Annotated in this window: 21 protein-coding genes; 10 read left to right on the top strand and 11 right to left on the bottom strand. The window is 60.8% G+C overall.

Going from position 1 to position 24,917, the window contains the following annotated elements:
* Positions 1 to 13: 13 nt before the first annotated feature.
* The gene (locus VF285_RS03510) at positions 14 to 817 is read left to right on the top strand and encodes an IclR family transcriptional regulator (protein WP_346951237.1); all 804 of its coding nucleotides are present in this window, start codon (positions 14 to 16) and stop codon (positions 815 to 817) included.
* A 67-nt stretch (positions 818 to 884) separates the two neighbouring features.
* Here VF285_RS03510 and VF285_RS03505 read toward each other — a convergent pair whose 3' ends face one another.
* Positions 885 to 1,511, bottom strand: coding sequence for a phosphatase PAP2 family protein (locus VF285_RS03505; RefSeq protein ID WP_346951236.1), 627 nt, complete (start codon positions 1,509 to 1,511; stop codon positions 885 to 887).
* A 159-nt stretch (positions 1,512 to 1,670) separates the two neighbouring features.
* On the opposite strand from VF285_RS03505, the gene VF285_RS03500 reads away from it, so the two are divergent.
* Entirely contained in the window at positions 1,671 to 3,161 is a 1,491-nt protein-coding gene (locus VF285_RS03500) for a sensor domain-containing diguanylate cyclase (protein ID WP_346951235.1), read from the top strand.
* An 85-nt stretch (positions 3,162 to 3,246) separates the two neighbouring features.
* Here the strand turns inward: VF285_RS03500 and VF285_RS03495 are convergent, their stop codons facing one another.
* Positions 3,247 to 3,870 (bottom strand): FmdE family protein, encoded by a 624-nt coding sequence (locus VF285_RS03495; protein ID WP_346951234.1) that lies wholly within the window; start codon positions 3,868 to 3,870, stop codon positions 3,247 to 3,249.
* Between the two features lie 289 nt (positions 3,871 to 4,159).
* Here VF285_RS03495 and acnA point away from each other — a divergent pair, with 289 nt between their 5' ends.
* The 3 genes from acnA (at position 4,160) to VF285_RS03480 (ending at position 8,423) form a co-directional block, all read left to right on the top strand.
* A complete protein-coding gene (gene acnA, locus VF285_RS03490) occupies positions 4,160 to 6,838 on the top strand; it encodes an aconitate hydratase AcnA (RefSeq protein ID WP_346951233.1) in 2,679 nt (892 codons plus the stop codon).
* An 81-nt stretch (positions 6,839 to 6,919) separates the two neighbouring features.
* Positions 6,920 to 7,858 (top strand): LysR family transcriptional regulator, encoded by a 939-nt coding sequence (locus VF285_RS03485; RefSeq protein WP_346951232.1) that lies wholly within the window; start codon positions 6,920 to 6,922, stop codon positions 7,856 to 7,858.
* A gap of 112 nt (positions 7,859 to 7,970) precedes the next feature.
* Complete coding sequence (locus VF285_RS03480) at positions 7,971 to 8,423, top strand: hypothetical protein (RefSeq protein ID WP_346951231.1); 453 nt, start codon at positions 7,971 to 7,973, stop codon at positions 8,421 to 8,423.
* A 1-nt stretch (position 8,424) separates the two neighbouring features.
* Here the strand turns inward: VF285_RS03480 and VF285_RS03475 are convergent, their stop codons facing one another.
* From VF285_RS03475 to VF285_RS03460, 4 genes are all read right to left on the bottom strand, one after another.
* Positions 8,425 to 8,865: a hypothetical protein gene (locus VF285_RS03475; protein WP_346951230.1), complete on the bottom strand. Its 441-nt coding sequence runs from the start codon at positions 8,863 to 8,865 to the stop codon at positions 8,425 to 8,427.
* A gap of 120 nt (positions 8,866 to 8,985) precedes the next feature.
* A complete protein-coding gene (locus VF285_RS03470) occupies positions 8,986 to 9,777 on the bottom strand; it encodes an ABC transporter ATP-binding protein (protein ID WP_346951229.1) in 792 nt (263 codons plus the stop codon).
* On the bottom strand, positions 9,774 to 10,823 hold the full coding sequence (locus VF285_RS03465; protein ID WP_346951228.1) for an iron ABC transporter permease: 1,050 nt from the start codon (positions 10,821 to 10,823) through the stop codon (positions 9,774 to 9,776). The genes VF285_RS03470 and VF285_RS03465 overlap by 4 nt, the downstream gene beginning before the upstream one ends.
* Before the next feature lie 90 nt (positions 10,824 to 10,913).
* Positions 10,914 to 11,474: an NAD(P)H-dependent oxidoreductase gene (locus VF285_RS03460; RefSeq protein WP_346951227.1), complete on the bottom strand. Its 561-nt coding sequence runs from the start codon at positions 11,472 to 11,474 to the stop codon at positions 10,914 to 10,916.
* Positions 11,475 to 11,706: 232 nt separating this feature from the next.
* Here VF285_RS03460 and VF285_RS03455 point away from each other — a divergent pair, with 232 nt between their 5' ends.
* A complete protein-coding gene (locus VF285_RS03455) occupies positions 11,707 to 12,606 on the top strand; it encodes an amino acid ABC transporter substrate-binding protein (protein ID WP_346951226.1) in 900 nt (299 codons plus the stop codon).
* Positions 12,607 to 12,870: 264 nt separating this feature from the next.
* Positions 12,871 to 14,385 carry a DHA2 family efflux MFS transporter permease subunit gene (locus VF285_RS03450; protein ID WP_346951225.1) on the top strand — a complete coding sequence of 505 codons (1,515 nt, stop codon included), beginning with the start codon at positions 12,871 to 12,873 and terminating at the stop codon, positions 14,383 to 14,385.
* Between the two features lie 21 nt (positions 14,386 to 14,406).
* Here VF285_RS03450 and VF285_RS03445 read toward each other — a convergent pair whose 3' ends face one another.
* Positions 14,407 to 14,643 (bottom strand): putative signal transducing protein, encoded by a 237-nt coding sequence (locus VF285_RS03445; RefSeq protein ID WP_346951224.1) that lies wholly within the window; start codon positions 14,641 to 14,643, stop codon positions 14,407 to 14,409.
* Between the two features lie 13 nt (positions 14,644 to 14,656).
* On the opposite strand from VF285_RS03445, the gene VF285_RS03440 reads away from it, so the two are divergent.
* Positions 14,657 to 15,835 (top strand): MFS transporter, encoded by a 1,179-nt coding sequence (locus VF285_RS03440; protein ID WP_346951223.1) that lies wholly within the window; start codon positions 14,657 to 14,659, stop codon positions 15,833 to 15,835.
* Positions 15,836 to 15,849: 14 nt separating this feature from the next.
* On the opposite strand, the gene rmuC is transcribed toward VF285_RS03440, so the two are convergent.
* A complete protein-coding gene (rmuC, locus tag VF285_RS03435; protein WP_346951222.1) occupies positions 15,850 to 17,307 on the bottom strand; it encodes a DNA recombination protein RmuC in 1,458 nt (485 codons plus the stop codon).
* A gap of 156 nt (positions 17,308 to 17,463) precedes the next feature.
* Between rmuC and VF285_RS03430 the strand changes: the two genes are divergently transcribed.
* Both VF285_RS03430 and VF285_RS03425 read left to right on the top strand, forming a co-directional pair.
* Complete coding sequence (locus tag VF285_RS03430) at positions 17,464 to 17,676, top strand: hypothetical protein (RefSeq protein WP_346951221.1); 213 nt, start codon at positions 17,464 to 17,466, stop codon at positions 17,674 to 17,676.
* Between the two features lie 44 nt (positions 17,677 to 17,720).
* Positions 17,721 to 19,124: a DHA2 family efflux MFS transporter permease subunit gene (locus tag VF285_RS03425; protein ID WP_346951220.1), complete on the top strand. Its 1,404-nt coding sequence runs from the start codon at positions 17,721 to 17,723 to the stop codon at positions 19,122 to 19,124.
* A 3-nt stretch (positions 19,125 to 19,127) separates the two neighbouring features.
* Here VF285_RS03425 and VF285_RS03420 read toward each other — a convergent pair whose 3' ends face one another.
* From VF285_RS03420 to VF285_RS03410, 3 genes are all read right to left on the bottom strand, one after another.
* Positions 19,128 to 20,399 (bottom strand): O-acetylhomoserine aminocarboxypropyltransferase/cysteine synthase family protein, encoded by a 1,272-nt coding sequence (locus tag VF285_RS03420; protein WP_346951219.1) that lies wholly within the window; start codon positions 20,397 to 20,399, stop codon positions 19,128 to 19,130.
* 188 nt (positions 20,400 to 20,587) lie between these two features.
* Positions 20,588 to 22,063 carry a DEAD/DEAH box helicase gene (locus VF285_RS03415; protein WP_346951218.1) on the bottom strand — a complete coding sequence of 492 codons (1,476 nt, stop codon included), beginning with the start codon at positions 22,061 to 22,063 and terminating at the stop codon, positions 20,588 to 20,590.
* 599 nt (positions 22,064 to 22,662) lie between these two features.
* On the bottom strand, positions 22,663 to 24,917 hold a 2,255-nt coding region (locus VF285_RS03410), incomplete at its 5' end, for an efflux RND transporter permease subunit (protein WP_346951217.1).

Genomic DNA, 24,917 nt, shown 5'->3' with positions numbered 1-24,917 from the left:
TTAATGAGTAACAATGTTATTATTAGAGGAACAGAATAAAATAGGTAGGATGCAGCGTCAAGCGGCGCTGACTATGGCGATGGCACATACCGTAAAGTTGGAGGCTGCTCAGGGTGTGCAGTCGGTCGAAGTAGGGCTTTCTTTGTTTGATAGTCTCGCAAGTCACTCTGAGCCTTGCAATTTGTCCGATCTCGCGCGGCGAGTCGGTATGCATCGAGCCAAAGCCTATCGCTATCTGGTCAGCTTGCAGCGCGCCGGCTGGGTGGTGCAAGACCCTGCCACAGGGTTGTACGAGCTGGGCCCCGCAGTGCGCACACTCGCCTTGCGTTGGCTTACACAGCAAGATACGTTGAATCAGGCGCTTGAAGAAGCCAGGCGGCTCTCCGAGGAGCAGGCCGAAACCTGCTTCGTCTCAGTCTGGGGGGGCGGCGGCGCCACCGCAGTGCGCGTGTTTCAGCCTTCACGCGTCGTATCCATCGCGATCGCCGAAGGGGCGGTTTTGGACGGTGCGACTTCAGCGACGGGCCGTGTGTTCTCTGTGTGGCAGGCAGAACCGACTCATGCGCTTCCGGCGCTACTGGCTGCTCGCATCCGCCAAGACGGCTTCGCCGCTGTTGAAGGAGACCATATGGCCGGCATCAATGCGGTGGCAGCCCCTGTCTTTGGTGCGCACGGGGAGGTGGCCCTGTCGCTGACTCTGGTGGGGCCCGCCGCGTCGCTGCGGGTGGCCGGCGATGCACCGCCAGCGCGGGCGTTGCTGGATTCCTGCAGGCGGCTGTCGGTGGCGCCAGGCATTTTTCGAGAGGGTCATGACTGACCGGACAGGCGCTTGAAACAGCGTGGTCTTCCTTGCCGTGGTTTGTCGAGCCCTCGTTGGAGACAGGCTACGCCCGCACCCAGCCCTTGCGGATGGGCCAGGCAAAGACCAGGTGGTACACCGGTTCGATCACGCGCCGCAGGTGCGGAATGGCATGCCGGCGCAACGGGGCTGAAATGATTGCAGCCACGATTGCGGTGACCAATGCGCCCACCATGTCCAAGGGCCAGTGCACCCCCATGTAGATGCGGGCCCAGGCAACGAGCAGGCCGATGACGGCCAGGATGACGGCAGCGCGGCGGCGCACAGGGTGCAGGTAAAGCCCGGCACACAACGACCAGATGAAGCTCAGGTGGTTGCTCGGAAACGACGCAGTCGCCTTGTGCGGCAAGTATTGGTGACCTACGCCGATGGCAAAGGGTCGCGGGTGGAACCAGACTTTGGCGATCGCCCAGGCAAGAATCATGCCGATGATGGCAGCTACCACCGCTTGCAGTAGCGCTTCGCGGCCTGCGCCGTCGGTACGTAGCCAGTTGACGACGATGTAGACCGGGAACAGGTAAATCAGCGTGTTGGCGAGCAAATGGCCGATGAACAGGCTGGTGGTCGACGGATCGTTAGCGTTGATCCACAGAAACAGCGCTTGGTTCAGGTGTTCCATGTCCGGATGTCGTAGGGCGAAGTCAGCCAGCATAGCATCAGCTTCGCCTTGAGGGGGTGGCATTGAGGCAGAGGCGCCATCCGTCGAATGGATGGTGGCAGACCGAGGCATAATGTGCATCTGTGCCGGGAGCAGGCCTACAGCAGGCGGCCGCTCGGTTGATAGGCAGTATTTTCTTCAAAGGGGTTCTGAGTGAGCGCAGAACGTCAGGTCGTAGCAGGAAGCGGTTTTGGTATTCTCGACTTCTTTGAAGTCATGCCCATGCCTTTGTGGCTGGAAGACTACAGCGAACTCTTCTTGCAGTTCGAACGGTGGCGCAAACAGGGTGTTTCAGATTTGGGCGAATGGCTGCGAGAGGATCGCTCTCGTGTCCAGCATTGTGCGCGACTGATGCGCGTGCTGCGCGTCAATCGCCGCACACTCGAGCTTTATGAGGCTGATTCGCAGGATCACCTGATGGGACAGCTGCCCAGCGTGTTGCGCGACGACATGCTCGACGGGTTTGCGGGCGAGCTCGTCCAGATGTGGACAGGCAGCCGCACTTTTCACAGCGTGGCCGTCAATTACACCTTGTCGGGGCGGCGGCTCGACCTGTCGCTCAAGGGCGTCATGCTGGCCGATGCCGAGCGTCCGTGGGACCGCATCCTGGTGGCCATGGAAGACATCACCGAGCTGCAGGATGTCCGCCGTCAGGCGCAGACCAGTGCCGGGCTCGCGCGCGAGTTCTTCGAGCAGGCGCCTGTATCGCTGTGGGTTGAAGACTTCAGCAAGATCAAGCGGCTGCTGGACGATTTGCGCGTCCAGGGGATCGTCGACTTTCGCACCTTCATCAACGTGCATGGAGAATTCGTCGACCGCTGCATGGATGAGATCCGCGTGGTCGACGTCAATGGCTACACGCTGGATCTTTACAAGGCCCAGTCACGGGCCGAACTGCTGTCGCGGCTCGATGAGGTCTTCCGCGAAGAGATGCGTGACACTTTTGCCGAGCAGCTGATCGAGCTCTGGGAGGGGCGTCTGTTTCACCAGAAAGAGGTGCGAAACCGCACCCTGCAGGGCGATTTGCTGCACATCCATCTGCAGCTTTCGGTCTTCAAGGGCCATGAAGACGATTGGGAACTCGTCCTGCTGGCGCTTACCGACATCACGGCGCGCAAGAAGGCAGAGGCTTATCTCGAGTATCTTGGCCAGCACGACGTGCTGACGCAACTGAAGAACCGTTCTTTCTTTGTGGACGAGCTGGGCCGCCTGAGCCACAAACGTACCCCGTTGGTGGGTTTCGTGGCGCTGGATTTGAACGACCTCAAGTTCGTCAATGACGAACAGGGACACGCGGCGGGAGACGATCTTTTACGGCGCTTTGGCGAGGTGTTGAACAAGGCGGTGGATCGGCCTGCGACGGCGGCGCGCATTGGCGGGGATGAATTCATGGTGGTGTTGCCCGGCATGGACGAAGCCGCTACCACTACGGTGCTCAACAACATCCGTTCACTGGTCGTACTGAACAATCAGTATTACAGCGGCCCCGAACTGAGCGTTTCGGCGGGCATTTCGGTGTGCCGCGATTCCAACGCCTTGGAAAAGGCCATGCGCGAGGCTGATCGCGCCATGTACGAGGACAAACGCAGCTATTACGAGGAGCATGGCCGCCGGCTCGAGGATCGCTGCCGGCGCGAACTGTAGCGTTGCGGGGCGGAGCCGCTCGTGGCTGATCTGCTCAAGAGCTCAAATCGACCGCGAACGGGAAGCCGGCTTTAGCCGGCTTTTCTTATTGCGCCTGCTCGGCGGTTTGCCACGTCAGGGTGATGATGCCAGGCTCGTCGCCTGCTTTCAGGATGCGCTGCACGCGGTCTTGCCAGGCTGCCGTGAGTTCACGTTTTTGATCCGTCGTGGCTTGCCCGGCCAAAATATGCTGCAACAGCGGCATGGTGATGGGCGAGGGCGCAATGCTGCGAGCACTGTACGACACGGCCACACTGGCGCCGGTGTCACGCCGGGTGAAGGCGATCTCGCCGGCGATGTCGGCATTGAAGAACAGCAGGTTGCGGCGATCATGCTGGCCGGCCAGGCCATGGAAACCCGTGTCGGCCGTGGCGCCCGTGATCAGGCTGGCCACGTTGGCCACCACGCCTGTAACGCCGCTGTCGGCTGCTTCGCCAAAGCTGACCTGGATCTCGCCACGCTCTGGGATAGAGTTGGGATAAAGCGCCTTGAGCGCGTGCGTGGTCATGAGCCAGGCGCCCGCCACGGTAGGACATGAGTGCCCCGCCAGACGTACGGCATCTTCGTAGCCATAGTCCATCAGGCCATCGTCAGAAGCGCCGAGCAGTTCGGCGAGGCCATCGTGCAGCACGATACGGGGAACCTGGGTGAAAAATGCCGGAAATGCCATGGTGGTGTCCTGTTCAACGGGGTAGGGGCGTCCTGCGCCAAGCGGGCAGGTGATGGCACCCAGTTTAGTGACGCAACCCGCCCAAGCTGCCGTTAACCCTAAGTAGCATCCGGTCGTTTACCCCTACTGGAATTGTCCTTATTCACGCTGTGGCCGGTTGGAGGCGCGCCGGGCTTTGCGTGTAAGATGATTCGTGTGATGTGAGTAACACGCGGGGGCTTGTGCACACAGCGCTGCCTGGTGGTGTAGTGCCGGCTCCCCTGGCTTGAAACTTCCAGGAGAATTTGCAATGGATCACCCCAATAGTTTTGGTGCGCGGGCAACTCTGGATGTGGGGGGTAAGTCCTACCGCATCTATAGCCTGAATGCCTTGAAAGACCAGGGCCTGGACCCTGGGCACCTGCCTTATGGGCTCAAGGTGTTGCTTGAAAATCTGCTGCGTACCGAAGGCAGCGGCTCCGTCACGGCCGACGATATTCGTGCTTTGGCCTCTTGGGACCCCAAGGCGCAACCCGACCGTGAAATCGCCTTCACACCGGCACGTGTCATTTTGCAGGATTTCACCGGCGTGCCGGCCGTGGTCGATCTGGCCGCGATGCGCGACGCCATGAAAGCGTTGGGGGGCGACCCTGAGCGCATCAACCCACAGGCGCCCGTCGAACTCGTCATCGACCACTCGGTCATTGTCGAAGACTTCGGTCATAACGCCTCGTTCAAGCGCAACCAGGAAATCGAATACCGTCGCAACGTAGAGCGCTACAAGTTCCTGCGCTGGGGGCAAACGGCGTTCGACAACTTCCGTGTGGTGCCTCCAGATACCGGCATCGTGCACCAGGTGAACCTGGAACACCTGGCCCGCGGCGTGTTCACGCGGCAGGTCAACGGCGAAACCGAAGCCTACCCGGACACCTGTGTGGGCACTGACTCGCATACCCCCATGGTCAACGGCCTGGGCGTCGTGGCCTGGGGCGTGGGCGGCATCGAAGCCGAGGCCGCCATGCTGGGGCAGCCGATCTCCATGCTGATTCCGCGCGTGGTGGGTTTCAAACTGCATGGGTCCTTGCCCGAGGGCACCACGGCCACAGACCTGGTGCTCACCATCACCGAGCGCCTGCGCAAGCATGGCGTGGTGGGCAAGTTCGTCGAATTCTACGGACCGGGCGTGGCGGCGGTGCCACTGGCCAACCGTGCCACCATCGGCAACATGAGCCCCGAATACGGCTCCACCATTTCCATCTTCCCGGTGGATGACGAAACCCTGAACTACCTGCGCTTCACCGGCCGTCCGGAAGAACAAGTGAAGCTCGTCGAGGCCTACGCCAAGGCGCAGGGCCTGTGGCACGACCCGGCTCACGAGCCCCAGTATTCCGAAACTCTTGAACTTGACCTGAGCACGGTCGAGCCTTCCATTGCAGGCCCGAAACGCCCGCAGGATCGTATTGCGCTCTCCAATGCCAAGCAGGCCTTTGCAAAATCCCTGGCAGCGCTTCCGGGGTCGCCCAAGCCGAATCCCGCCAAGGTCAAACCCGCCGACGGGGGACCCGAATACACCATCGATCATGGCATGGTGGTCATTGCCGCCATCACGTCTTGCACCAACACGTCCAATCCTGCCGTCATGATGGCGGCCGGGTTGCTGGCCAAGAAGGCGGTCGAAAAAGGCCTGCGCACCAAGCCCTGGGTCAAGACCAGCCTGGCGCCTGGATCTCGTGTGGTCACTGATTACTACGCCAAGGCGGGCCTGAATCCCTACATGGACAAACTCGGGTTCAATCTGGTGGGCTACGGCTGCACCACCTGTATCGGGAACTCTGGACCACTCATCCCCGAAGTCTCAGAAGCCGTGCGTGCCAATGATCTGGCCGTGTGCTCGGTGCTTTCTGGCAACCGCAACTTCGAGGGACGCATCCACTCCGAAGTCAAGATGAACTACCTGATGTCGCCCCCGCTGGTGGTGGCCTATGCACTGGCCGGACGCATGGACGTCGATCTGGCAAGCACTTCGCTGGGCAAGGACACCCAAGGTAAAGACGTCTACCTCAAGGATATCTGGCCGACTTCCGCCGAAATCCAGGCAGTGATCCAGTCGTCCATTACGGCCGACATGTACACGCGAGGTTATTCCAACGTGTTCGACGGGGGCTCCGACTGGAAGGACCTGCCCACGCCCGAAGGCAGCCTTTTCACCTGGGAGCCTGCTTCCACGTATGTGCGCAACCCGCCGTACTTCGAGGGTATGGGCCGCGACCCGGCACCCGTATCCGACATCAAGGGGGCGCGTGTCCTGGCACTGCTGGGCGATTCGGTCACGACCGACCACATCAGCCCGGCCGGCACCATTGCGAAGGACTCTCCAGCGGCGGCTTATCTGTCCGAACGTGGCATAGAACCCAAGAATTTCAATTCCTACGGTTCGCGTCGCGGCAATCACGAGGTCATGATTCGCGGAACCTTTGCCAACGTGCGGCTGCGCAATCAGATCGCTCCGGGCACGGAAGGCGGCTGGACGCGCGACTTCACGCGCGACGGCGCTCCGGTCGCGACGATCTTCGAGGCCTCCGAGCACTATCTCAAGGCCAAGACTCCACTGGTGATTCTGGCCGGGAAAGAATACGGCTCTGGGTCCTCGCGCGATTGGGCAGCCAAGGGGACGATCTTGCTGGGCGTACAGGCTGTCATTGCCGAATCATACGAGCGTATCCACCGCTCCAACCTGATTGGCATGGGGGTGCTGCCGCTCCAGTTTCCAGAGGGCCAGAACGCGACCACGCTTGGCATTCGAGGTAAAGAAACCTTCGAAATCACCGGGGTGACGACGTTCAATGACGGCAAGACGCCCAAGACTGTTCATGTCAAGGCGGGGGCCGTCGAGTTTGACGCTTTGGTTCGCATTGACACCCCCACCGAAGCCGATTACTACCGGCATGGTGGCATTTTGCAGTACGCCATCCGCAATTTGCTGAACTGATTGCGGTCCAGTCGCCCTGCGTGTGCAGGGCGCTTGCCAGGCGGGCCTTCGGGCCCGCTTTATTGTCGGGTCTTTGCTCCCATGGAAATTCGCCAGCTCGAAGCCTTCAGCGCCGTGGTGACCAGCGGCAATGTATCGTCCGCCGCCCGCGTGCTGGGCCGTTCACAGCCTGTGGTCAGCCGCCAGGTGGGCGACCTCGAAGCCGAACTGGGGTTCGTGCTCTTCGAGCGAACACGGCCCACGATTACCTTGACCTCTCAAGGGGCGGGCTTTTATCAAGAAGTGCGCGGTGTCCTGGTCGACTTGCAGCAGTTGGAACTCCGGGCTCGCGACATGCGTTCCGGAAGCGTTCAGCCGATGCGCATTCTGGCTGCGGCCGATCTGGCGCGCACCTTGCTGTGTGGCGTGCTGGCCGACATGAACCAGGCGGGCGATGCCTACCGTCAACGTGTCGTAGTTGACGAGGTCGTACACGAGACGACTGCCTCCGATGTCATGGAAAGCCAGGCCGATTTTGCCTTGATCAGCCTGCCCATCGCGGGGGATGATCTGCAGGTTCATTGGTGCGGGCAGGCGCCCTGCCAGCTGGCGATGCCGACCTGGCACCGTCTGGCCGCTCGCGAGTCCATCGGTTTGAACGACATCGTGGATACCGACGTGATTACGTTGCTGGGGCGATATCGCATGCGCTATCACCTCACGCATGGCTTGGTCGGGGCGACCTCGGGCTCGCAGCGCCGGCACATCGAAGCAGGTAGCCAGCAGACGGCCCTCGCGATGGTGCGGGCGGGGCTGGGGGTGGCACTGATGGACCCATTCTCCTCGCATGGGGTGACATTGGAAGGCATTGTGATGCGGCCCATGCTGGTTGACATCCCCTACCGCATTGGCGTGGTGTCACAGCGTTCGCGCGAACTTCCCGACGACGTGCAGCGTCTGATCAAGCGTCTGCACCAGCAAGTGGTGAGCACTATTCCCCGGTACATCGATACCGACGCCAACGGCCTGCCCGTGCGCTGACAGCCGGTCGTGCGGAACTCTTTGCCGGCATCACGGTCTCATCTTTCGATATTTCAAATCATTTTCTCCGGGGCATACGCCGTTCGGGGCCGCCTCGGAAGAGGAGCATTTCATGACGAGGAATCTGCATATCTCGCACTTGCAATTGGCATTGCTGGCTTCGGCCCTGATGCTGGGTGGCGCCCTGATAAGCGGGTCGGCCTTTGCGGCTACGCCCGCTGGAACTGCACAGGACAACATGGCGGTGCAGACCGAGGCGGGCGTGTCTTACCTCAATGGCGGAATCGGCGCAGGCGAGCAGGACCAGATGCATCGCGATGCACACAATTGGCCGTTGCACATGACTTTCTCTGAAGGGAAAGCCGGTGCATTCGTTGCCGATGCTCATGTCAAGGTGATGAACAAGGCCGGGAAGACAGTATTCGACGTGACGGGCGCTGGCCCGCTCACCTACGTGAAACTGTCGCCGGGTGCATACAAGGTGACGGCGGAGCATAACGGCAAGACGCTCACGCGCGACGTGCATGTGGGCAAAAAGGCGTCGGACTTGTACTTCCGCTGGTGAGTCAGCCGCGAACGCCGCAACCGCGTGCGAGGATGGTGTTGACGTAGGTGCCGGGACGGCTTGCAACAGCGTCCTGAAGCGTCAGCATTGTGCCGTCCACCTTTTCGGCAGTATCCAGGGTGAATTGACCGGTGGTCCAGGTATAGCCTTGTCCCACGAAGGTGTCGCCCACCAGGTTGGATTTGCTGTTGGTATCGCGCGTCATGGAGATGGCCTGGTCGTCATAGACGACTTGGGCCGTCACAGGTTCGACGCCCTGAAAGGTGTATTGCACTTCGAGATTCACGCCGCGCTGCCCTTGCACGCTGCATTCGTAACGGATGGTCTTCTGGGCCAACTGGTTGCTCGGATTGAGGTTGACGGGCGTGCTGCACGCCGCCAACGTAGTGCACAGGACAGCTGCGGATAAGGCGGTTGTGGGGAATTTTTTGATCATGCTCATGGTTTGCCTGCGGGGTTGCGTGAATCGCTTGGAATCCTCTGAAGGCTTATAGCACCGCCACTTGCAAGTTTTGTGAGTGCGTGATTACCGAGTTATTCAATTCACTACAAAAATTAACCATCATCGATCGAGCGGACAAAGTCCGTCGACCACAACGTACGGCACGCCCTGCGAACAGCATTCCACGCGTGCGGCGACGCCATAAGCCGCTGCCAGTCTTCGTGGGGTAATGACTTCGGCGGGGGAACCTTGGCAAATGGCTTGGCCGGCCTGAATCAGGATGGCCCGGCTGCAGTGCTGCAGTGCGGTGTTCAAGTCGTGGAGTACGACGAGCGTGATCAGCCCGCGGTCGCGGGTTTCCCGCGCCAGCAAGTCCATGACATGCCACTGGTGGTTCAAATCCAGCGCCGAGATGGGCTCGTCCAACAGCAACAGGCGTGGACGGCGTATCAGGGCCTGAGCCAGTCCGACCAGTTGCCGTTGGCCACCGGATAGCTGGTCCAATGGCTGCAGCGCGGTGTCGGCGATCCCCAGGCTTGCCAGGAGATCCATGGCATTTCCGGGCGACGTGGCACGGCCTGCGGGCGATGGCAAGGAGGCATGGGCAGCGACCAGAATAGATTCGAGCACACACAGGGGGACAGCAGAAGGCAGTGACTGCGGCAGATACGCCATGAGTTGGGCCCGCTCTGCGTATGACAGGTGGGTGAGCTCCGTGGTGCCCAGCATGGCGGTACCGGCGGCGGGTTTGATCAGCCCTGCCACAGTCTTTAGCAGGGTGGATTTACCGCTTCCGTTCGGGCCCAGGATTGCGGTCACACAACCTGGCTGAATGGGCCGGATGGACAGCGATTGCAAAACGGGGCGTTGCCGGTAGCCTGATGCGAGGTTTCGGGTCTCGAAAGTACTCATCGCAGCGGGTGTCTCAGCATGACGCCGACGAAGAAGGGAATTCCCACCAGGGATGTCACGATGCCCACTGGCACGATGACCCCGGCAACGAGGTTCTTCGACACGACGGCGGCCAGAGACAGGATGAGGCCACCCATCAAGGCACTGCCGGGCAGGTAAAAGCGGTGGTCTTCTCCAAACAGCCGGCGGGCGATGTGAGGCGCGACCAGCCCGACAAAGCCTATGGTGCCCGCAAAGGACACAGCCAATGCCGCCAGGAGGCTGACTCGGGTCAGCGCCTTTCGCCGTAGATGACGAACGTCCACGCCGAAGCTCGTGGCACGGTCTTCGCCCAGGCGCAGGGCCGTGAGCCGCCAGCGGTCGAACAGGGCAAGAGGCAGCAGCAGCGCGCTGGCCCCGAGCATCAGGCCGACACGTGGCCAGGAGGCTTGCGACAGGCTGCCCATGGTCCAGAAAACCAGGCCTTGCAATGCTTCGGCGCTAGCCACGTATTGGATCAACGAGAGAATGGCGTTGAACGAGAACACCAGGGCAATGCCGAACAGGATGATTCCTGACGGGCTGAGCGCGCTATGCCGAGCAGCCAGGTCAAGCAGCCAGGTGGCTGCCAGCGCGAACAAGAACGCATTGACGGCCACCATCCACGGGCCGGGGATACCGGGCAGTGTCAAGCCAAAGACGATGGCCAGCGCCGCACCCAGGGCAGCCGCTGAAGACACGCCCAGGGTGAAAGGGCTTGCGAGCGGGTTGTCCAGAAGCGTCTGCATCTCGGCCCCCGCCTGACCCAGCGCCAGCCCGATCGAGCCGGCCAGCAGCGCCATAGGCAAGCGGAGGTCCCAGAGGATGACGCGGGTCGTCGCTGCGACACCCGATGGGTGGATCAGCGCCGACAGAACCTCGGGCCATCGAAGCCCCGACGAGCCCGTGAGGACGTCGACCCATATCGAGGCGACCAGGCAGACCGCCAGCAGGCCCAGCATTTGCCAGCGACGCCGCGTGAGCCGATGGTACTGGGCTATCGTGGGTTGCGGGGGGGCTGTGTCCATGAGGGCCCAGATCCAGTGGGGGCAATGGTGCGCCGGAGATGATGGGAAGGGCCTCCCAGGGCAGGCCCCGCGTTTGCCACGCTTGCGACTTCAGGCGCGGTGTCTTTCGATCCAGGCAAGATAGCGGTCGATGAAACCTGCCAGGAAGCTGCGCGTGTTTTCGTCGGCGACACTGGCATCCGCAGCGATCAGCCCTTCGTGGTAGCGCACGAAAGCTTCGGGCTGCGCCAGCATGGCGATGTCCAGGAAGACGCAGATGTTGCGCAGGTGCTGCTGGGCGAGGGCAGTGGACATGGCACCCGTGGACGTGCCGATCACGGCGCCCGGTTTGCTGGCAAAGGAATTCTTGCCCCAGGGGCGCGAGGCGATGTCGATGGCGTTCTTCAGCACGGCCGGAATGGACCGGTTGTTTTCGGGCGTGACGAACAGGACGGCGTCTGCAGACTCGATGTCCTGCTTGAGCCGGTTGAACGCGGCTGGGTAGTTGCTGTCCACGTCGCGGTTGTAGACCGGCAGGTCATCCAGGCGTACATAGCGAAACTCGGCCCGGGGGCCGACCAGCTTTTCGAGTGCCTGGGCGAGCTTGCGGTTGATGGAATCCTTGCTCAGGCTGCCGACCAGAACAGCGATGACAGGGCGTTGTTGACTCATATTGACTCCTAGCGTGATGGACGGTGCAGCGCCCCATCCAAGAATGGGTGGTGCAGTCGCTTGCAGATTGCAGACAACTTTCCAAGGTTAGTACTTTGCCGTGACATTGTCTTGACAGGCTGTCCGTAGTAGAGGAATTGATGATAATTTACTTATTTCTAAAAGAAATAAGTAACGAGGCTAGATAGCACATTTGACGTATATTGCAGACCGAAATAACGTGGGAGGAACCATGAAATCTTTGTTGTATGCGCTGGCCTTTGCGGTGGCGGCTGTCACCGTGGCGCCGGCTCAGGCCACTGGCCGGTTGGACAAGATCAAGTCCACGGGTGAGATCGCAATCGGCTACCGCGATTCTGCCATTCCGTTTTCGTACCTGGACGACCATCAGAAGTCGGTGGGTTATTCCATGGACATCTGCCAGGGCATCGTCGATGCGTTGCAGAAAGATCTGAACATTCCTCACATCAAGGTCAAGCTCATTCCGGTGGTGGGGTCGACGCGGATTCCGCTGATTGCCAACGGCACCATCGACCTCTCCTGTGGCCCCGATACGAACAACGCCCAGCGCCAGACGCAGGTGAGCTTTGCGCCCACCACGTACGTCAGTGCGACACGCTTCGTGGCGCTGAAATCCTCGCACCTGGACAAACTGTCGGATTTCAAGGGCAAGACTGTGGTGTCGGTCTCCGGCAGTACCAACCTGAAGTGGTTGACTGAGGCCAACGCCAAGGAAGACCTGGGGATGCGCATCATTGCGGCTCCCGATCATTCGGATGCCTTTCAGACCGTGGCCAGCGGCCGGGCCTCGGCCTTCTTCATGGATGACATCCTGCTGGCAGGGCTGGTGGCAAATTCACATGATCCGCACGACTGGGTGATCAGCCGCAAGGCCTTTACGGTGGAGCCCTATGGCATTATCGAGCCCAAGGGCGACCCGCAGTTCAAGGCGGCCGTCGATCAGGCCGTGGCGGCCATGATGAAGGATGGCAAGATAGAGGTGCTCTACAAGAAGTGGTTCACGCAACCCATTCCGCCGCGCAACGTCAATTTGAACTGGCCCATGTCGGCTGAACTGAAGAAGGTCATTGCGCACCCCACGGACTCACCCGACCCAGCTGATTATCGTTAGGTTATTCAGGGTTGGATGGCGGCCTTGCCGGCAGCAGGGCTAGCCATTATGCGCTGGTGGTGGTGGCGCGTTGGGAAGGCGAGCTGAATAAGCACCGGCTCGACAGCGCCTTGGCGGGGTGTACAGTGCACCTGAGTGATTCCGCATTTTGCGAGGAGCCCCCTTTAATGACCAGCCATCGCATCCTCCGGCACGAAATTCGCGTTTCGCGACAAGTGGCGAGCAGGGATCGGTATTAGATTCATGGCTGCCGTGGCGAACCCGATGACAGATGCCTTCCGGCCCGCCAGCCTGGCGCTGGCGACGGTGGGCCTGTCGCTGGGCACATTCATGCAGGTGCTGGACATCAGCATCGCCAATGTATCCCTGCCTGCCATTGCGGGCAATCTTGCTGCGAGCCGCGATCAGTCCACCTGGATCATCACCTCGTTCACGGTGTGCCAGGCCATTACCCTGCCCATGACGGGGTTTCTCTCGCGCTGGTTTGGCGAGGTCAAGACCTTCGTGTGGGCGGTGCTGCTGTTCTCGCTGTTTTCTCTGGCGTGTGGTTTGTCGACCAGTCTGGGCATGCTGGTGACGTTTCGGGCGCTGCAAGGGGCGGTGTGCGGCCCCATGTACCCCATCACCCAGAGTCTGATGGTGTCGATCTACCCCAGAGAAAAGCGTGCCATGGCACTGGCGATCATCGCCATGATCACGGTGGTGGCTCCCATCGTAGGGCCGGTGGCGGGCGGTTGGATCACGGATTCCTACTCCTGGCGCTGGATCTTCTTCATCAATATTCCCATCGGGCTCTTTGCGGCGTCGTTGGTGCTGGCGCAGATGGGGGGGCGGCTCGAGGCCCTGATCAAGGATCGCATCGATTGGGTGGGGGTTTCGACCTTGATCCTGGGGGTGGGCTCGCTGCAGATCCTGCTCGATCAGGGCAATGATCTGGACTGGTTCGATTCGGGGGTGATCCGCGTGCTTGCCGCGGTGGCTGCGGTCTCCCTGACGGTGTTCGTCATCTGGGAGTGGACCGACGAGAAGCCGCTGGTGAATCTGAGGCTTTTCCGGCACCGAAATTTTGCCGCCGGTACGTTTGCCCTGGTCCTGGCATTCGGGCTGTTCTTTTCCGTGTCACTGCTTTTGCCGCTGTGGCTGCAGAACACCTTGGGCTATACCGCGCTTTGGTCTGGATTCGCCGTGGCACCCATTGGTTTCATCCCCATTCTGTTGACGTTCTGGGTGGGCAAGTATGCCAGTCGCTTCGATCTGCGCATCCTGACGGCCCTGTCGTTCGGTGTGATGAGCTATGTCTGCTTCCGGTTTGGCAGTTTCAATACAGAGGTGGATTTCGCGAATATCGCCCTGACCGAATTCATCATGGGTCTGGGGGTGGCGCTCTTTTTCATGCCGATTCTCACGATTTTGTTGTCAGATCTCGAAGGGGCCGAGATTGCAGAGGGGTCAGGTTCGGCCACGTTTCTGCGCACGGTGGGGGCGAGTTTTGCCGTGTCGGTCACGACGTATCTGTGGACCCGGGGTGCGTCAGCCAGCCACTCGCAGCTGACCGAGTTCATTACAAGCTCCAGCCCCCTGGTCCGCCAGGGGGTAGAAGCAGCCGGCGGCTCCTGGCCACATTATGCGGCGCAGATGAACCAGGTCATCACCCAGCAGGCAATGCAGATCTCTTTTAACCAGATCTTTGATGGACTGGGTTTCTGCTTCATCGCGCTGATTGCTGTTGTCTGGCTTGCCAAGCCTCCGTTCGTGAAGCGTGGGTCCTCTTCAAGATGATGCCGTACGATGGCACGGGGATCATGGGATGGCCTCGTCTTCGTCGAGAAAATCGACCAGCAAGGCCTTGGCGAGCGCAACCTGTTCTTCTTCAACCAGCAGCGTTTGCGCATTGAGGCTAGTGCGCAGTGCCCCCGGATACATGCTGCTGAAGGCGCCACCCTGCATGACGTGGGCAATGTGGTGCGCCTGCATCAGTGCTTCAATCACCAATGCTTCAGAATTGGATTTGGGGCGATAGACCGCAATCAGTGTCAAAGGGACCTCTTACATGAACCGAAACCTGCTGTTGCTGACCCTGTGCCAGGGCTTGTTTCTGATCAACAACGTCACGTTTATCGCTATCAATGGGCTGGTGGGGCTGCAGCTCGCACCGTTTCCGTGGATGGCGACGATTCCCATCATGGGTTACGTAGTGGGGGGCGCCTTGGCAGCGCCGCTGGTAGCCGCTACGCAAGTGCGCTATGGTCGCCGTGGTTCATTCCAGATTGGCCTGCTGGTCGCTTTTGGTTCGGCGCTGCTGGCGGCCCTTGCCGCCCAGTATCGGCTTTTCTGGCTTTTGGTGCTCGCGACGGTCGTGGCAGGATACTACTACGCCAATGGTCAGCTCTACCGCTTTGCGGCGACCGAACTTACCCATGCCGACTGGCATGAAAAGGCCGTATCCGTCGTGCTGGCCGGCGGCATCGTCGGTGGGATCGTTGGTCCCAATCTGGCCAATTGGACGCGCTCGGTGTTGGCGACCCCTTTCGTGGGAGCCTATGTTTCGTTGTCGCTGGTCGCCCTTCTGGCCATGGGGCTGATGGCAAAAATTCAGTTTCCGGTCGAGCCTGCCCGCAAGGATCATGCGGTCCGGGGGCGCCCGATCGGCGAGATCATGCGCCAGCCTGTATTCATCGTGGCAACGCTGGGAGCTGCTGTGGGATATGGGTCCATGAACCTGCTCATGGCGGCCACGCCACTGGTCATGGATGTCTTCCACTTCGAATTCAGCCATATTGCGACCGTGCTGGAGTGGCACGTCATTGGCATGTACGCGCCGGGTTTTTTCACGGGACACTTGATCCGGCGCTTCGGCGTGTTGCAGGTGATGGGGGCGGGTGTGGTGCTCATTGCCGTGTGTGTCGGAGTGGCGCTTTCGGGCACGCAGATGATGCAGTTCATGGTCGCCCTGATCCTGCTGGGCGTGGGCTGGAATTTCCTGTTCACCGGAGGCACGGCGCTCGCTTTGCGCGCCTATCGCCCCGAAGAAAAGGACCGTGCACAGGCCGCCATCAATGTCTGTGTGTTCCTGACCATGGCAGTGACGTCGTTCACCTCGGGCGCCGTGGCCACCACCAGCGGCTGGAGCTGGCTCAATCTGGGCACCTTGCCGGCCTTGGTGGTGGTGGCCTTTGCCCTGGTGTGGATGTGGCAGCGTGATCGGCGTGGCGCCCGGTTTGCGCAGTGAACATCGCGAAGCACCTAGTGCGGGATACCCGGCAGCGGCGCAGCAGGCTTTGCAGAATCGGGGCTGGGCGTTTCGCTGTCGTCCTGGGTCGCATGCCCGAAATCGACCTCCAGCGCAGCTTTTTCGGTGAAGTATTCAGGCAGATCCGATTGAATCATGGGCGTCAGATCTTTGAAGTCGCGGACCTGCTTGACTAAGTTGCCACGTCCACCAATCAGTTGATTTTCTGCCTTCGTATAGGCATCGGAGGCACCATCCAGGCTGCGCTTGATACGCTCGAAACTTTGCAGAAAGGTGTTGAGCTTGCGAAAGACCGAATCTGCCTTTTTGGCCAGCTCGGCCGTGTACTTGTTCTGGTCTTCGTAGCGCCACAGCTGCCGCACGATGTTCAGGCTGGTGAGCAGCGTCGTGGGCGTCGCCACCAGCACGTTCTGCTCAATGGATTTCTGGAACAGCGATTCATCGGCCTTCAAGGCTTCCACGAACGCGGATTCGATGGGTACGAACATGAAGACCATGGCAGGTGAATTCAGGCCTGGCAGCTGGTAGTAGGTACGGTCGGACAGCTCCTGGATGCGGTCGGCCACCGCCTGGACGTGCTCTTTGAGCGCCAGCGCGCGTTCGGTATCGTCTTCGGCGTTGACGTAGCGCGTGTAGGCGTTCAAGGATACCTTGGCGTCGATGATGAGATGCTTGCCTTGTGGCAGGTACACGATGGCGTCAGGTCGCTTGCGGCCGTCTTCGGTATTGAAGCTGACTTCACGCTGGTAATCGATGCCTTGACGCAGACCTGAGCGGTCAAGAATGTTTTCCAGCACCAGTTCGCCCCAATTGCCTTGCAGCTTCTTCTGGCCTCGGAGTGCCGTCGATAGCTGATGGGCTTCGGTCGTGATTTTCTGGTTCAGGTCCATCAACTGCTGCAGCTCTTTGCGCAGCGCCCCTTGTTGTTCAGTTTCACGGCTGTGGATGCGCTGGACTTCTTCCTTGAAGTTGTTGATGGATTGCTGAAACGGCGTCATGACCGCGTTCAGCGACAGTTTGCTGCTTTCTTGCAGGGTCTTGGTCTTGGCTTCGAGGATTTCGTTGGAAAGCACTTTGAACTGCTCGGTGAGGCTTGCCTTTTGTTGTTCGAAGTTGGCGACTTCGCGTGCGTGGCTTTGTTCGCGTTCGGTGAGTGTGGTGGTGAGCTGGGTTTGGGCGTTTTCCAGCCGGCGCAGTTCCGCGCGCAGCTGGTCTGAGGTTTCACGTGCGGCCTTCAGGTCGGTCTCGGTGCGTTGTTGTGACTGGTGCGCAGCTTCGAGCTGCGTCTGCAGGCGGCTTTCGTTCACGTGGGCCTGTTGCAGCTGTGCTTGCAGCGGCCCATCCGACTTTTGCCGTTTGGCTTTGGCGACAAGGTAACCCAGCGCCAGCCCGACGACGATCAGCAGTACGTAGAGGAGAAGAGCTTCGGGTGCTCCCAGGCTGTTTGGCATGCTGAATCCTGAAATGATGTTGCTGGCATTCTGCCACGCTCACGAAGTCAGCACCAAACCGCGTAAACTCGCGGCATCTCCCGGTTCTTGAGTGTCTTCCCCATGAGTAATCTCATTCTGCTGCTTGGCGTGGGGGCGTGCGGTCGTTGAACGATCGTGACTGGATGCCTGAGGTCGTCCGGCTATCCGCCCGAATACCTGGCGCATCTGCACGCGCTGTACGGCAATGGCAATATGGTGGAACTCAGGCGGCTGGGTCACTATACGCGGCGCGCCTTGGCCGCCAGCGAATTGCACGATTATTCTCAGGTGATCCGCGAAGGCGTTCCAGGTGTCGAGCATGGGTCAGTCGATATAATCGAGCCCTGATAAGGGGGTTGGCAGTGCAAAATCTATCGTGGCGGCAGCGGTTGATGACGGAGCCTGACCCGCCCGCCTGGGTGCTCGATCGCCCTGATGCGCACTGGCTGGCCGTCTATACGGTCTGTATTGGCGCGTTCATGGGGCAGCTTGACGCCAGCATCGTCACCGTGGCGTTTCCCACCCTGCAGCAGCATTTTGGTGCGCCGATGGGCGAAGTCGAATGGGTGGCGCTGTCCTATCTGCTGGTGCTGGTGGCGGCCGTGGTCGCAGCGGGGCGTTTCTCGGACATGGTCGGGCGCAAGCTGCTTTATACCTACGGCTTCGCCCTTTTTACCTTGGCATCCGTGGCTTGCGGGTTTGCGCCCAATTTGCCGTCCCTCATTGTGTTTCGGGCGATCCAGGGGCTGGGCGCCGTGATGCTGCAAGCCAATAGTGTCGCGCTCATTGCCACCTCGATTCCACGCGCCACGCTGGGCCGAGCTATCGGTATTCAGGGCGCGTTTCAGGCGCTGGGCCTGGCCTTGGGGCCTAGCGTGGGCGGGCTGCTGATTGCCTTGGGCGGCTGGCGGCTGATTTTCTTCGTGAACCTGCCCGCGGGAATCCTGGGCTGTGTGGCCGGTTGGTATTTATTGCCGCGCAGCCGTTATCTGGCCAAGCGGGCGCCGTTCGACTGGTGGGGGCTGGCGCTGTTTGCGCCCGCTTCAGTGGCGTTGTTTGGTGCGCTCTCGCGGGCTCGTGAAACCGGTTTCGATTCAACGCCTGTCGTGGGGATGTTCGCCCTGGCCATTCTGTTCCTGATCGCCTTCTTGCTGCGGGAGACTCGGGCGCACGCACCCATGGTGGACTTGAGGCTGTTCCGAAATGCCGCTTTTTCGGCTGGGATTGCCAGTGGCCTGCTGTCGTATGCCGTGCTGTTTGGCATCTTGTTCGTGGTGCCGTTCCTGACCGAACGTGGCTTTGGGTTGTCGACCGGGACCTCCGGGCTGGTGCTGACGGTGTTGCCTGCAGCGCTGGGAATCACGGCACCGTATGCAGGGCGCCTGGCCGACCGCGTGGGTGCCCGGCCGCTGACTGTGGCGGGCATGACACTGAGCGGCCTGGGGTTGCTGATGGCGGCCTTTTGGCATGGTGGGCCTGCCGCACTGGCCGTCGAACTGGTCATCATGGGAATCGGGCTGGGGTTGTTCACCCCACCCAACAATGCAGCCATCATGGCGAGTGCACCGCAGACGCAATCCGGGTCCGCAGGCGGCTTGCTGAACATGACACGCAGCATTGGCACTGCCTTGGGGGTGGCGCTGGCTGCGCTGGTCTTTGGTTTTGCGTCGGGGTCGGATCACCCCGCTCATGCCCTGACGATGCAAGGCTTTGCAGCCACTGCCGTGTTGCTGGCCGTATTGGCTTTGCTGGCGGCTGGCCTTGCCGCCTTGCGGGGCGGTAAGGCCAGCGCCTGAGATTCAGGCAACTGCCAGGGCTTGATCCACGTCTTCGATCAGGTCATCGATGTGTTCGATGCCCACGCACAGGCGCACCAGGTCTGCGCTCACGCCCGCTGTCTTCAGTTCCTCATCGGTCAGCTGCCGGTGAGTTGTGGTGGCCGGGTGGCAAGCAAGTGTCTTGGCGTCGCCAATGTTCACCAGTCGCTTGATGAGCTGCAGTTGATCCATGAAGCGGGCGCAGGCTTCGCGGCCGCCTTTGACGCCGAAGCTGAAAAGCGAAGAGGGGATGCCGCCGTCAATGTATTTTTGAGCCAGCGCGTAATCGCGGTCGCCTTCCAGGCCCCCGAAATTGACCCACGCTACCTTGGAGTGCTGCTTGAGGTGGCGGGCCAACGCCAGGGCATTCTGGCAATGGCGCTCCATGCGCAATCCCAACGTTTCGATCCCCTGTAGAATCAGGAACGAGTTAAATGGAGATATTGCACCTCCGGTGTTGCGCAAGGCAACCGTGCGGGCCCGCCCTGCAAACGGCACGGCGGCGAAATCGTCTGCATAGACCACCCCGTGATACGCCGGCTCGGGCTGGTTGAACTGCGCAAAGCGCGGGTTGCCCTTCCAGGGGAAGCGTCCTGCATCGATCAGGATGCCGCCGATGCTGGTGCCGTGGCCACCCAGATATTTGGTGAGCGCATGGATGACGATATCTGCGCCGTGTTCGATGGGGCGGCAGAGCGCAGGCGACGGGACGGTGTTGTCTACCGCCAGCGGCACGCCTTGGGCATGGGCAATCTTTGCCAAGGCGGCAATGTCGACGACGTTGCCGGCTGGATTCCCCACGGATTCGCAGTACAGCAGGCGCGTCCGGTCATCAATGGCACGGGCGAAAGCCTGCGGGTCGCGGCCGTCGACCAGGCGTGCTTCGATCCCGAGATCCTTCAGGGTGTGGCGCAGGAACGTGTAAGTGCCACCATAGACTTGGCTGGTTGCTACGATGTTGTCGCCTGCTTTGGCCACGGTGAGTATGCAGGCTGTGATAGCTGCCATGCCAGAGGCAAAGGCCAAGCCTGCAGCACCGCCTTCCAGTTGTGCGACCCGGTTTTCCAGCACGTCGGTGGTCGGGTTCTGGATTCGCGTATAAATGTTGCCTGGAACCTTCAGATCGAATAGATCGGCACCGTGTTGCGTATCGTCGAAGTAGTAGCTGGTGGTCTGGTAAATAGGGACCGCGACCGAATGGGTCTGGGGGTCGCCTGCAAAACCGCCGTGGATGGCGATGGTGTCGCGTTTCATGCTGTCTCCTGGCTCGGTGGATCGGACGGCTCTCCGAGTCCGCTTGCCTGTGCATGAGTGCCAGGCGTTCCGTTCAGAGAGTTTCCAGGCATTTTGTCATAGCTTTTATGACCTGGGGATATATATCTGATAACCGATTGCCCGGAGGGAGCGCACGCCGCCTTTCGGGGCGGCGTGCTTGAAGAAAATCAGGCGAAGTGCGGACGCTGCGTCGACTTTGCCGTGTTGCGCCGCGCTTCACGCTTGAAGGTGGACTTTGCCCCTACCTTGGCAGGGTGTGCCGAAAAGGACGGGCGCTCGGAGGTCCCTTGGGCCTTGCGTTCTGAGCGGCCGTTGCTGCCGGCAGGACGACCCGCACGATCGCTCGTGGAGGCGTCTTTATGCCAAGGCTTGCCCGCTCCCGCCGATTTGTTCGCCGCATAGTCACCCTTCTTGGACCATGGCTTGCCTTCCGGCTTGCTGCCGTTTCGGGTGCTCGGGCGCGCACTCTTTTTGGGGCGGTCCTTGTAGGTCGGGCGTGCAGCGCGTGTGGGCTCCATGCCAGGGATGGTCTCGGTCGGGATGGATTGTCCGATGAAGTGCTCGATGCGGCGCACCTTGTGGCGCTCGGAGGACACTGCCAGTGTGATGGCCTCGCCGTCGCGCCCGGCCCGGCCGGTCCGCCCGATGCGGTGCACGTAGTCTTCTGCTTGCATGGGCAAGTCGTAGTTGAAGACGTGGCTGATCGTTTGCACGTCGATGCCGCGCGCTGCAACGTCAGTGGCGACCAGTACGCGTACCCGTCCTTTTTGCAGCAGGCCCAGGGTCCGTGTGCGTTGGCGCTGGTTCATGTCGCCATGCAGAGCTGCAGCGGCAAATCCGTCTTCGGCCAGGTGACTGGCCAGTTCGTCTGCACCGCGCTTGGTAGAGCTGAACACAATGGCCTGGTTCAGGCTTGCGTCGCGCAGCAGGTGATCCAGCAGTCGCAGCTTGTGGGCCTTGTCGTCGGCGTACAGCAGGTGCTGAGTGATGTTCGTGTGTCCATGTTGCGAGCGCTGGATTTCAATGCGCTGCGGATTGTTCATCATGCCGGCGGCCAGCTTGGCCACTGTGCCGTCCAGCGTGGCCGAGAACAGCAGTGTCTGGTGTTCCGAGCCTACGTGCGCCACGATGGCTTCGATGTCTTCGATGAAGCCCATGTCCAGCATGCGGTCGGCTTCGTCCAGGATCAGGGTGTGTACGGTAGAAAGATTGACGCGCTTGGCTTGCATGTGATCGATCAGGCGGCCGGGAGTGGCCACCAGGACGTCCACCCGGCGGCTCAGTGCCTTGATCTGGGCACCGTAGGGCATGCCGCCCACCACGGTCGCGATGCGCAGGCCGTCGAGATGGCGTCCATAGGCGGCCGCTGCGTCGGCGATCTGCAGTGCAAGCTCGCGCGTGGGGGTCAGGACCAGTACCTGCACGCCACGCCCACCTTGGGAAGGCTGGTGCGACAGGCGTTCGAGGGCCGGCAGCATGAATGCGGCCGTTTTGCCGCTTCCCGTCTGCGAAGAGACCATCAGGTCGCGCCCAGCCAGCGCTTGTGGAATGGCCGCCGCCTGCACCGAAGTCGGGGTGTCGAAGCCTGCTTCACGCAGGGCGGAGAGCAGGGCGGAGCCCAGGCCTAGGGTTTCGAAAGACATATGAATCCTCTTGCCGCGTTGAACGCGACATTCGTGCGCGAGGACTGGAGACGGCCCCGAGCAGGTTGATGGAGCATCGTGCCGACCGGATCAACTTGCTCAGCGCACCCCGTGTATCGGTGTGCGCATGACATAAACGTCAGAAGGTCAGGAAGCGATGATGGGTGACATGAAATCCGGCAAAGACGGAGCGTACGAGCCGGAAACTGCAGAGTGCGATTCAAAGCACTCGAATGCCACCGCGAAGGTTTTGCAGCTGCGCAAGTATATACCAGGGAAAACCCTTGGCCATGAAAAACTATGTAACCAAATTCTTGGCGGGTGGCTGCGCGCAGTTCAAGAGGCCCACCAAGGCCTGCTCAGGCAGGCCCCGGTGCTCTGCCGGCCTCAGGTGTGCTTGGCCGCCTCTTTCTTCTGGCGTTTGAGTTCTTTCTTTTCTTTGGGCGTCCGAGTGGGTTCTTTCTTCTCGGACTTCTTGCTGTCCATTCCTTTGCTCATGGTGCCCCCGCGCGAGTGTTCACGTTAGTTTTGATTCAAGGTGTAGCCGGGCTGCTGCGCAAGCCTGTACCCGGCACGCCGGCTGACGAGGCCAGTGTATCTCAATGGGGGCTTTCCTTTTCTGTCGTGTTCCCGTCGAGCTTGTCGCCCGCCAGGCGGCGCACGATGACGTAGAAAACCGGGATCAGCAGCAGCCCGAAGATCGTTGCGAACAACATGCCCCCGATGACACCCGTGCCGATGGCGTGGCGGGCGTTGGCACCGGCACCGGTCGAGATGAAGAGCGGGAACACGCCCAGAATGAATGCGAAGGACGTCATCAGGATCGGCCGGAAGCGCAGGCGGGCCGCCGTCAAGACGGCTTCGCGCAAGGTCTTGCCTTCGGCCTGCGCGGCGACGGCGTACTCGATGATCAGAATCGCGTTCTTGGCGGCCAGCCCGATCACGGTCACCAGGCCGATCTTGAAGAACACGTCATTGGCCAAGTCACGGCCCATGGTGAAGAGCACCGTGCCCAGCAGCGCCAGTGGCACGATGAGCAGCACGGCAATCGGCACCGACCAGCTTTCGTACAGGGCCGCCAGCGCGAGGAACACCACCAGAATGGACAGTGCCATCAACATGGGTGCGCCGCTGCTGGATGCGACTTCCTGGAACGACTCGCCCGCCCAGTCGTAGCCAAAGCCTCGAGGCAGGTCCTGCGCTACCACGCTTTGCATGGCGTCCATCGCCTGGCCGGAAGCGTAACCTGGTGCGGCGTCGCCCACGACTTCAATGGCCGGATTGCCGTTGAACCGGGTCAGGGAGGGAGACACCAGATCCCAGTGGCTCTGGATGACACTGGAAATCGGCACCATGGCCGGTGTGCCGTCCGGGTTCTTCTGTGTACTGCTGGGGGTATAGATGTCGTTGAAGGCAGAGCGGTCCATCCGGAAGGGCGCGGCCGCTTGAACCATGACAAATTTGACACGCCCCTCCGCGAACATCTGGCCGACCTGCGTAGGCGCGAGCATCAGGCTCGCAGCGTTGGCCACGTCAGTGGCCGACAGGCCCATCGAAGCCGCCTGCAGACGATCGATCTTGAAATCGAGCTCGGGAGCCGGCGGCAGCTGGTTGGCGCGGACATTGACCAGGATCTTGCTGTCCCTGGATTTGGCCTGCACGGTCTGCAACGCCTGATCCAGGGCCGTACGCCCCAGGCCGGCCGTGTCTTCCAGGTACATGTCGAAGCCGCCAAACTGCCCCAGGCCATGCACCGTAGGCAAGTTGACGACCACGATGGATGCGTCGCGGATGCTCTTGTGCAATTGTGCGTTGAGCTTGGGGATGATCTGTTCCGCCGAAAGCGCGCGCTTGCTCCAGTCGGTCAACTGGATGAACGCCATGCCGTTGTTTTCACCTGAGCCCACCGGGCTGAAGCCGATGATCTGCATGACGTGCTCGATTTCAGGGTCTTTGCGCAAGGTGTCCCAGACTTCGCTCATGACTGCCTCGCTACGCTGCTTGGTCGCCCCTGGCGGCAGCTGCACCATGGCGAGCAGGTAGCCCTGGTCTTCCTGCGGCAGGAAACTGCCCGGCAGCTTCATGTAGAAGAACCCGGCCATCACAACCACCACTGCAAACACCATCATCCAGCGGGGCGCGTGGTGCACCGCGTGTGCCACGTGGCCGACGTAGGTGTGGTGCGTCCAGTTGAAGAGGTCGTTGAACTTGCGAAAAACAATGTTCTTCTTGCGTTCGTGTTCAGGCTTCAGATAGCGGCCACAGAGCGCAGGGGTAAACGTCAGCGCCAGAAACGCCGAGAAGAACATGGACACTGCAATCGTCAGTGCAAATTGCCGGTAGATGATGCCGGTGGACCCTGACTGCAGCGCCGAGGGCACGAATACCGCCAGCAGGACGGCGGTGATGGCGACCACCGCACCCGAGATTTCTTTCATGCCCTTGCGCGCAGCCTCTTTGGGCGAGAGGCCTTGCTCGGTCATGATGCGCTCGATGTTCTCGATCACGACAATGGCATCGTCCACGACGATTCCGATCGCCATCACCATGCCGAACAGACTGAGCTGATTCACGGTGAATCCAAGCGCGTCCATGCCGATGAACGCCCCGAGCAACGCCACCGGTATCACGATGGCGGGAATAATCGTTGCACGAAAGTTCTGGAGGAACACCAGCATTACCAGGAACACCAGCACCAGAGCTTCGACCAGGGTAATCAGCACATCCTGGATCGAGATAGTAATGAAGGTCGTGGTATCGTACGGAACGGACCAGGTCACGCCCTCAGGGAAGCCGACCTGCAGCTTCGTCATCTCGGCACGCACTGCCTCGGCGACGGCAAGCCCATTGGCGC

Origin of the sequence: Castellaniella sp. (assembly GCF_036379515.1) — a bacterium.
GTDB lineage: Bacteria > Pseudomonadota > Gammaproteobacteria > Burkholderiales > Burkholderiaceae_B > Castellaniella.
Note: the sequence above shows the minus strand (reverse complement) of the source record. Positions and strands in the feature narration are given on the sequence as shown.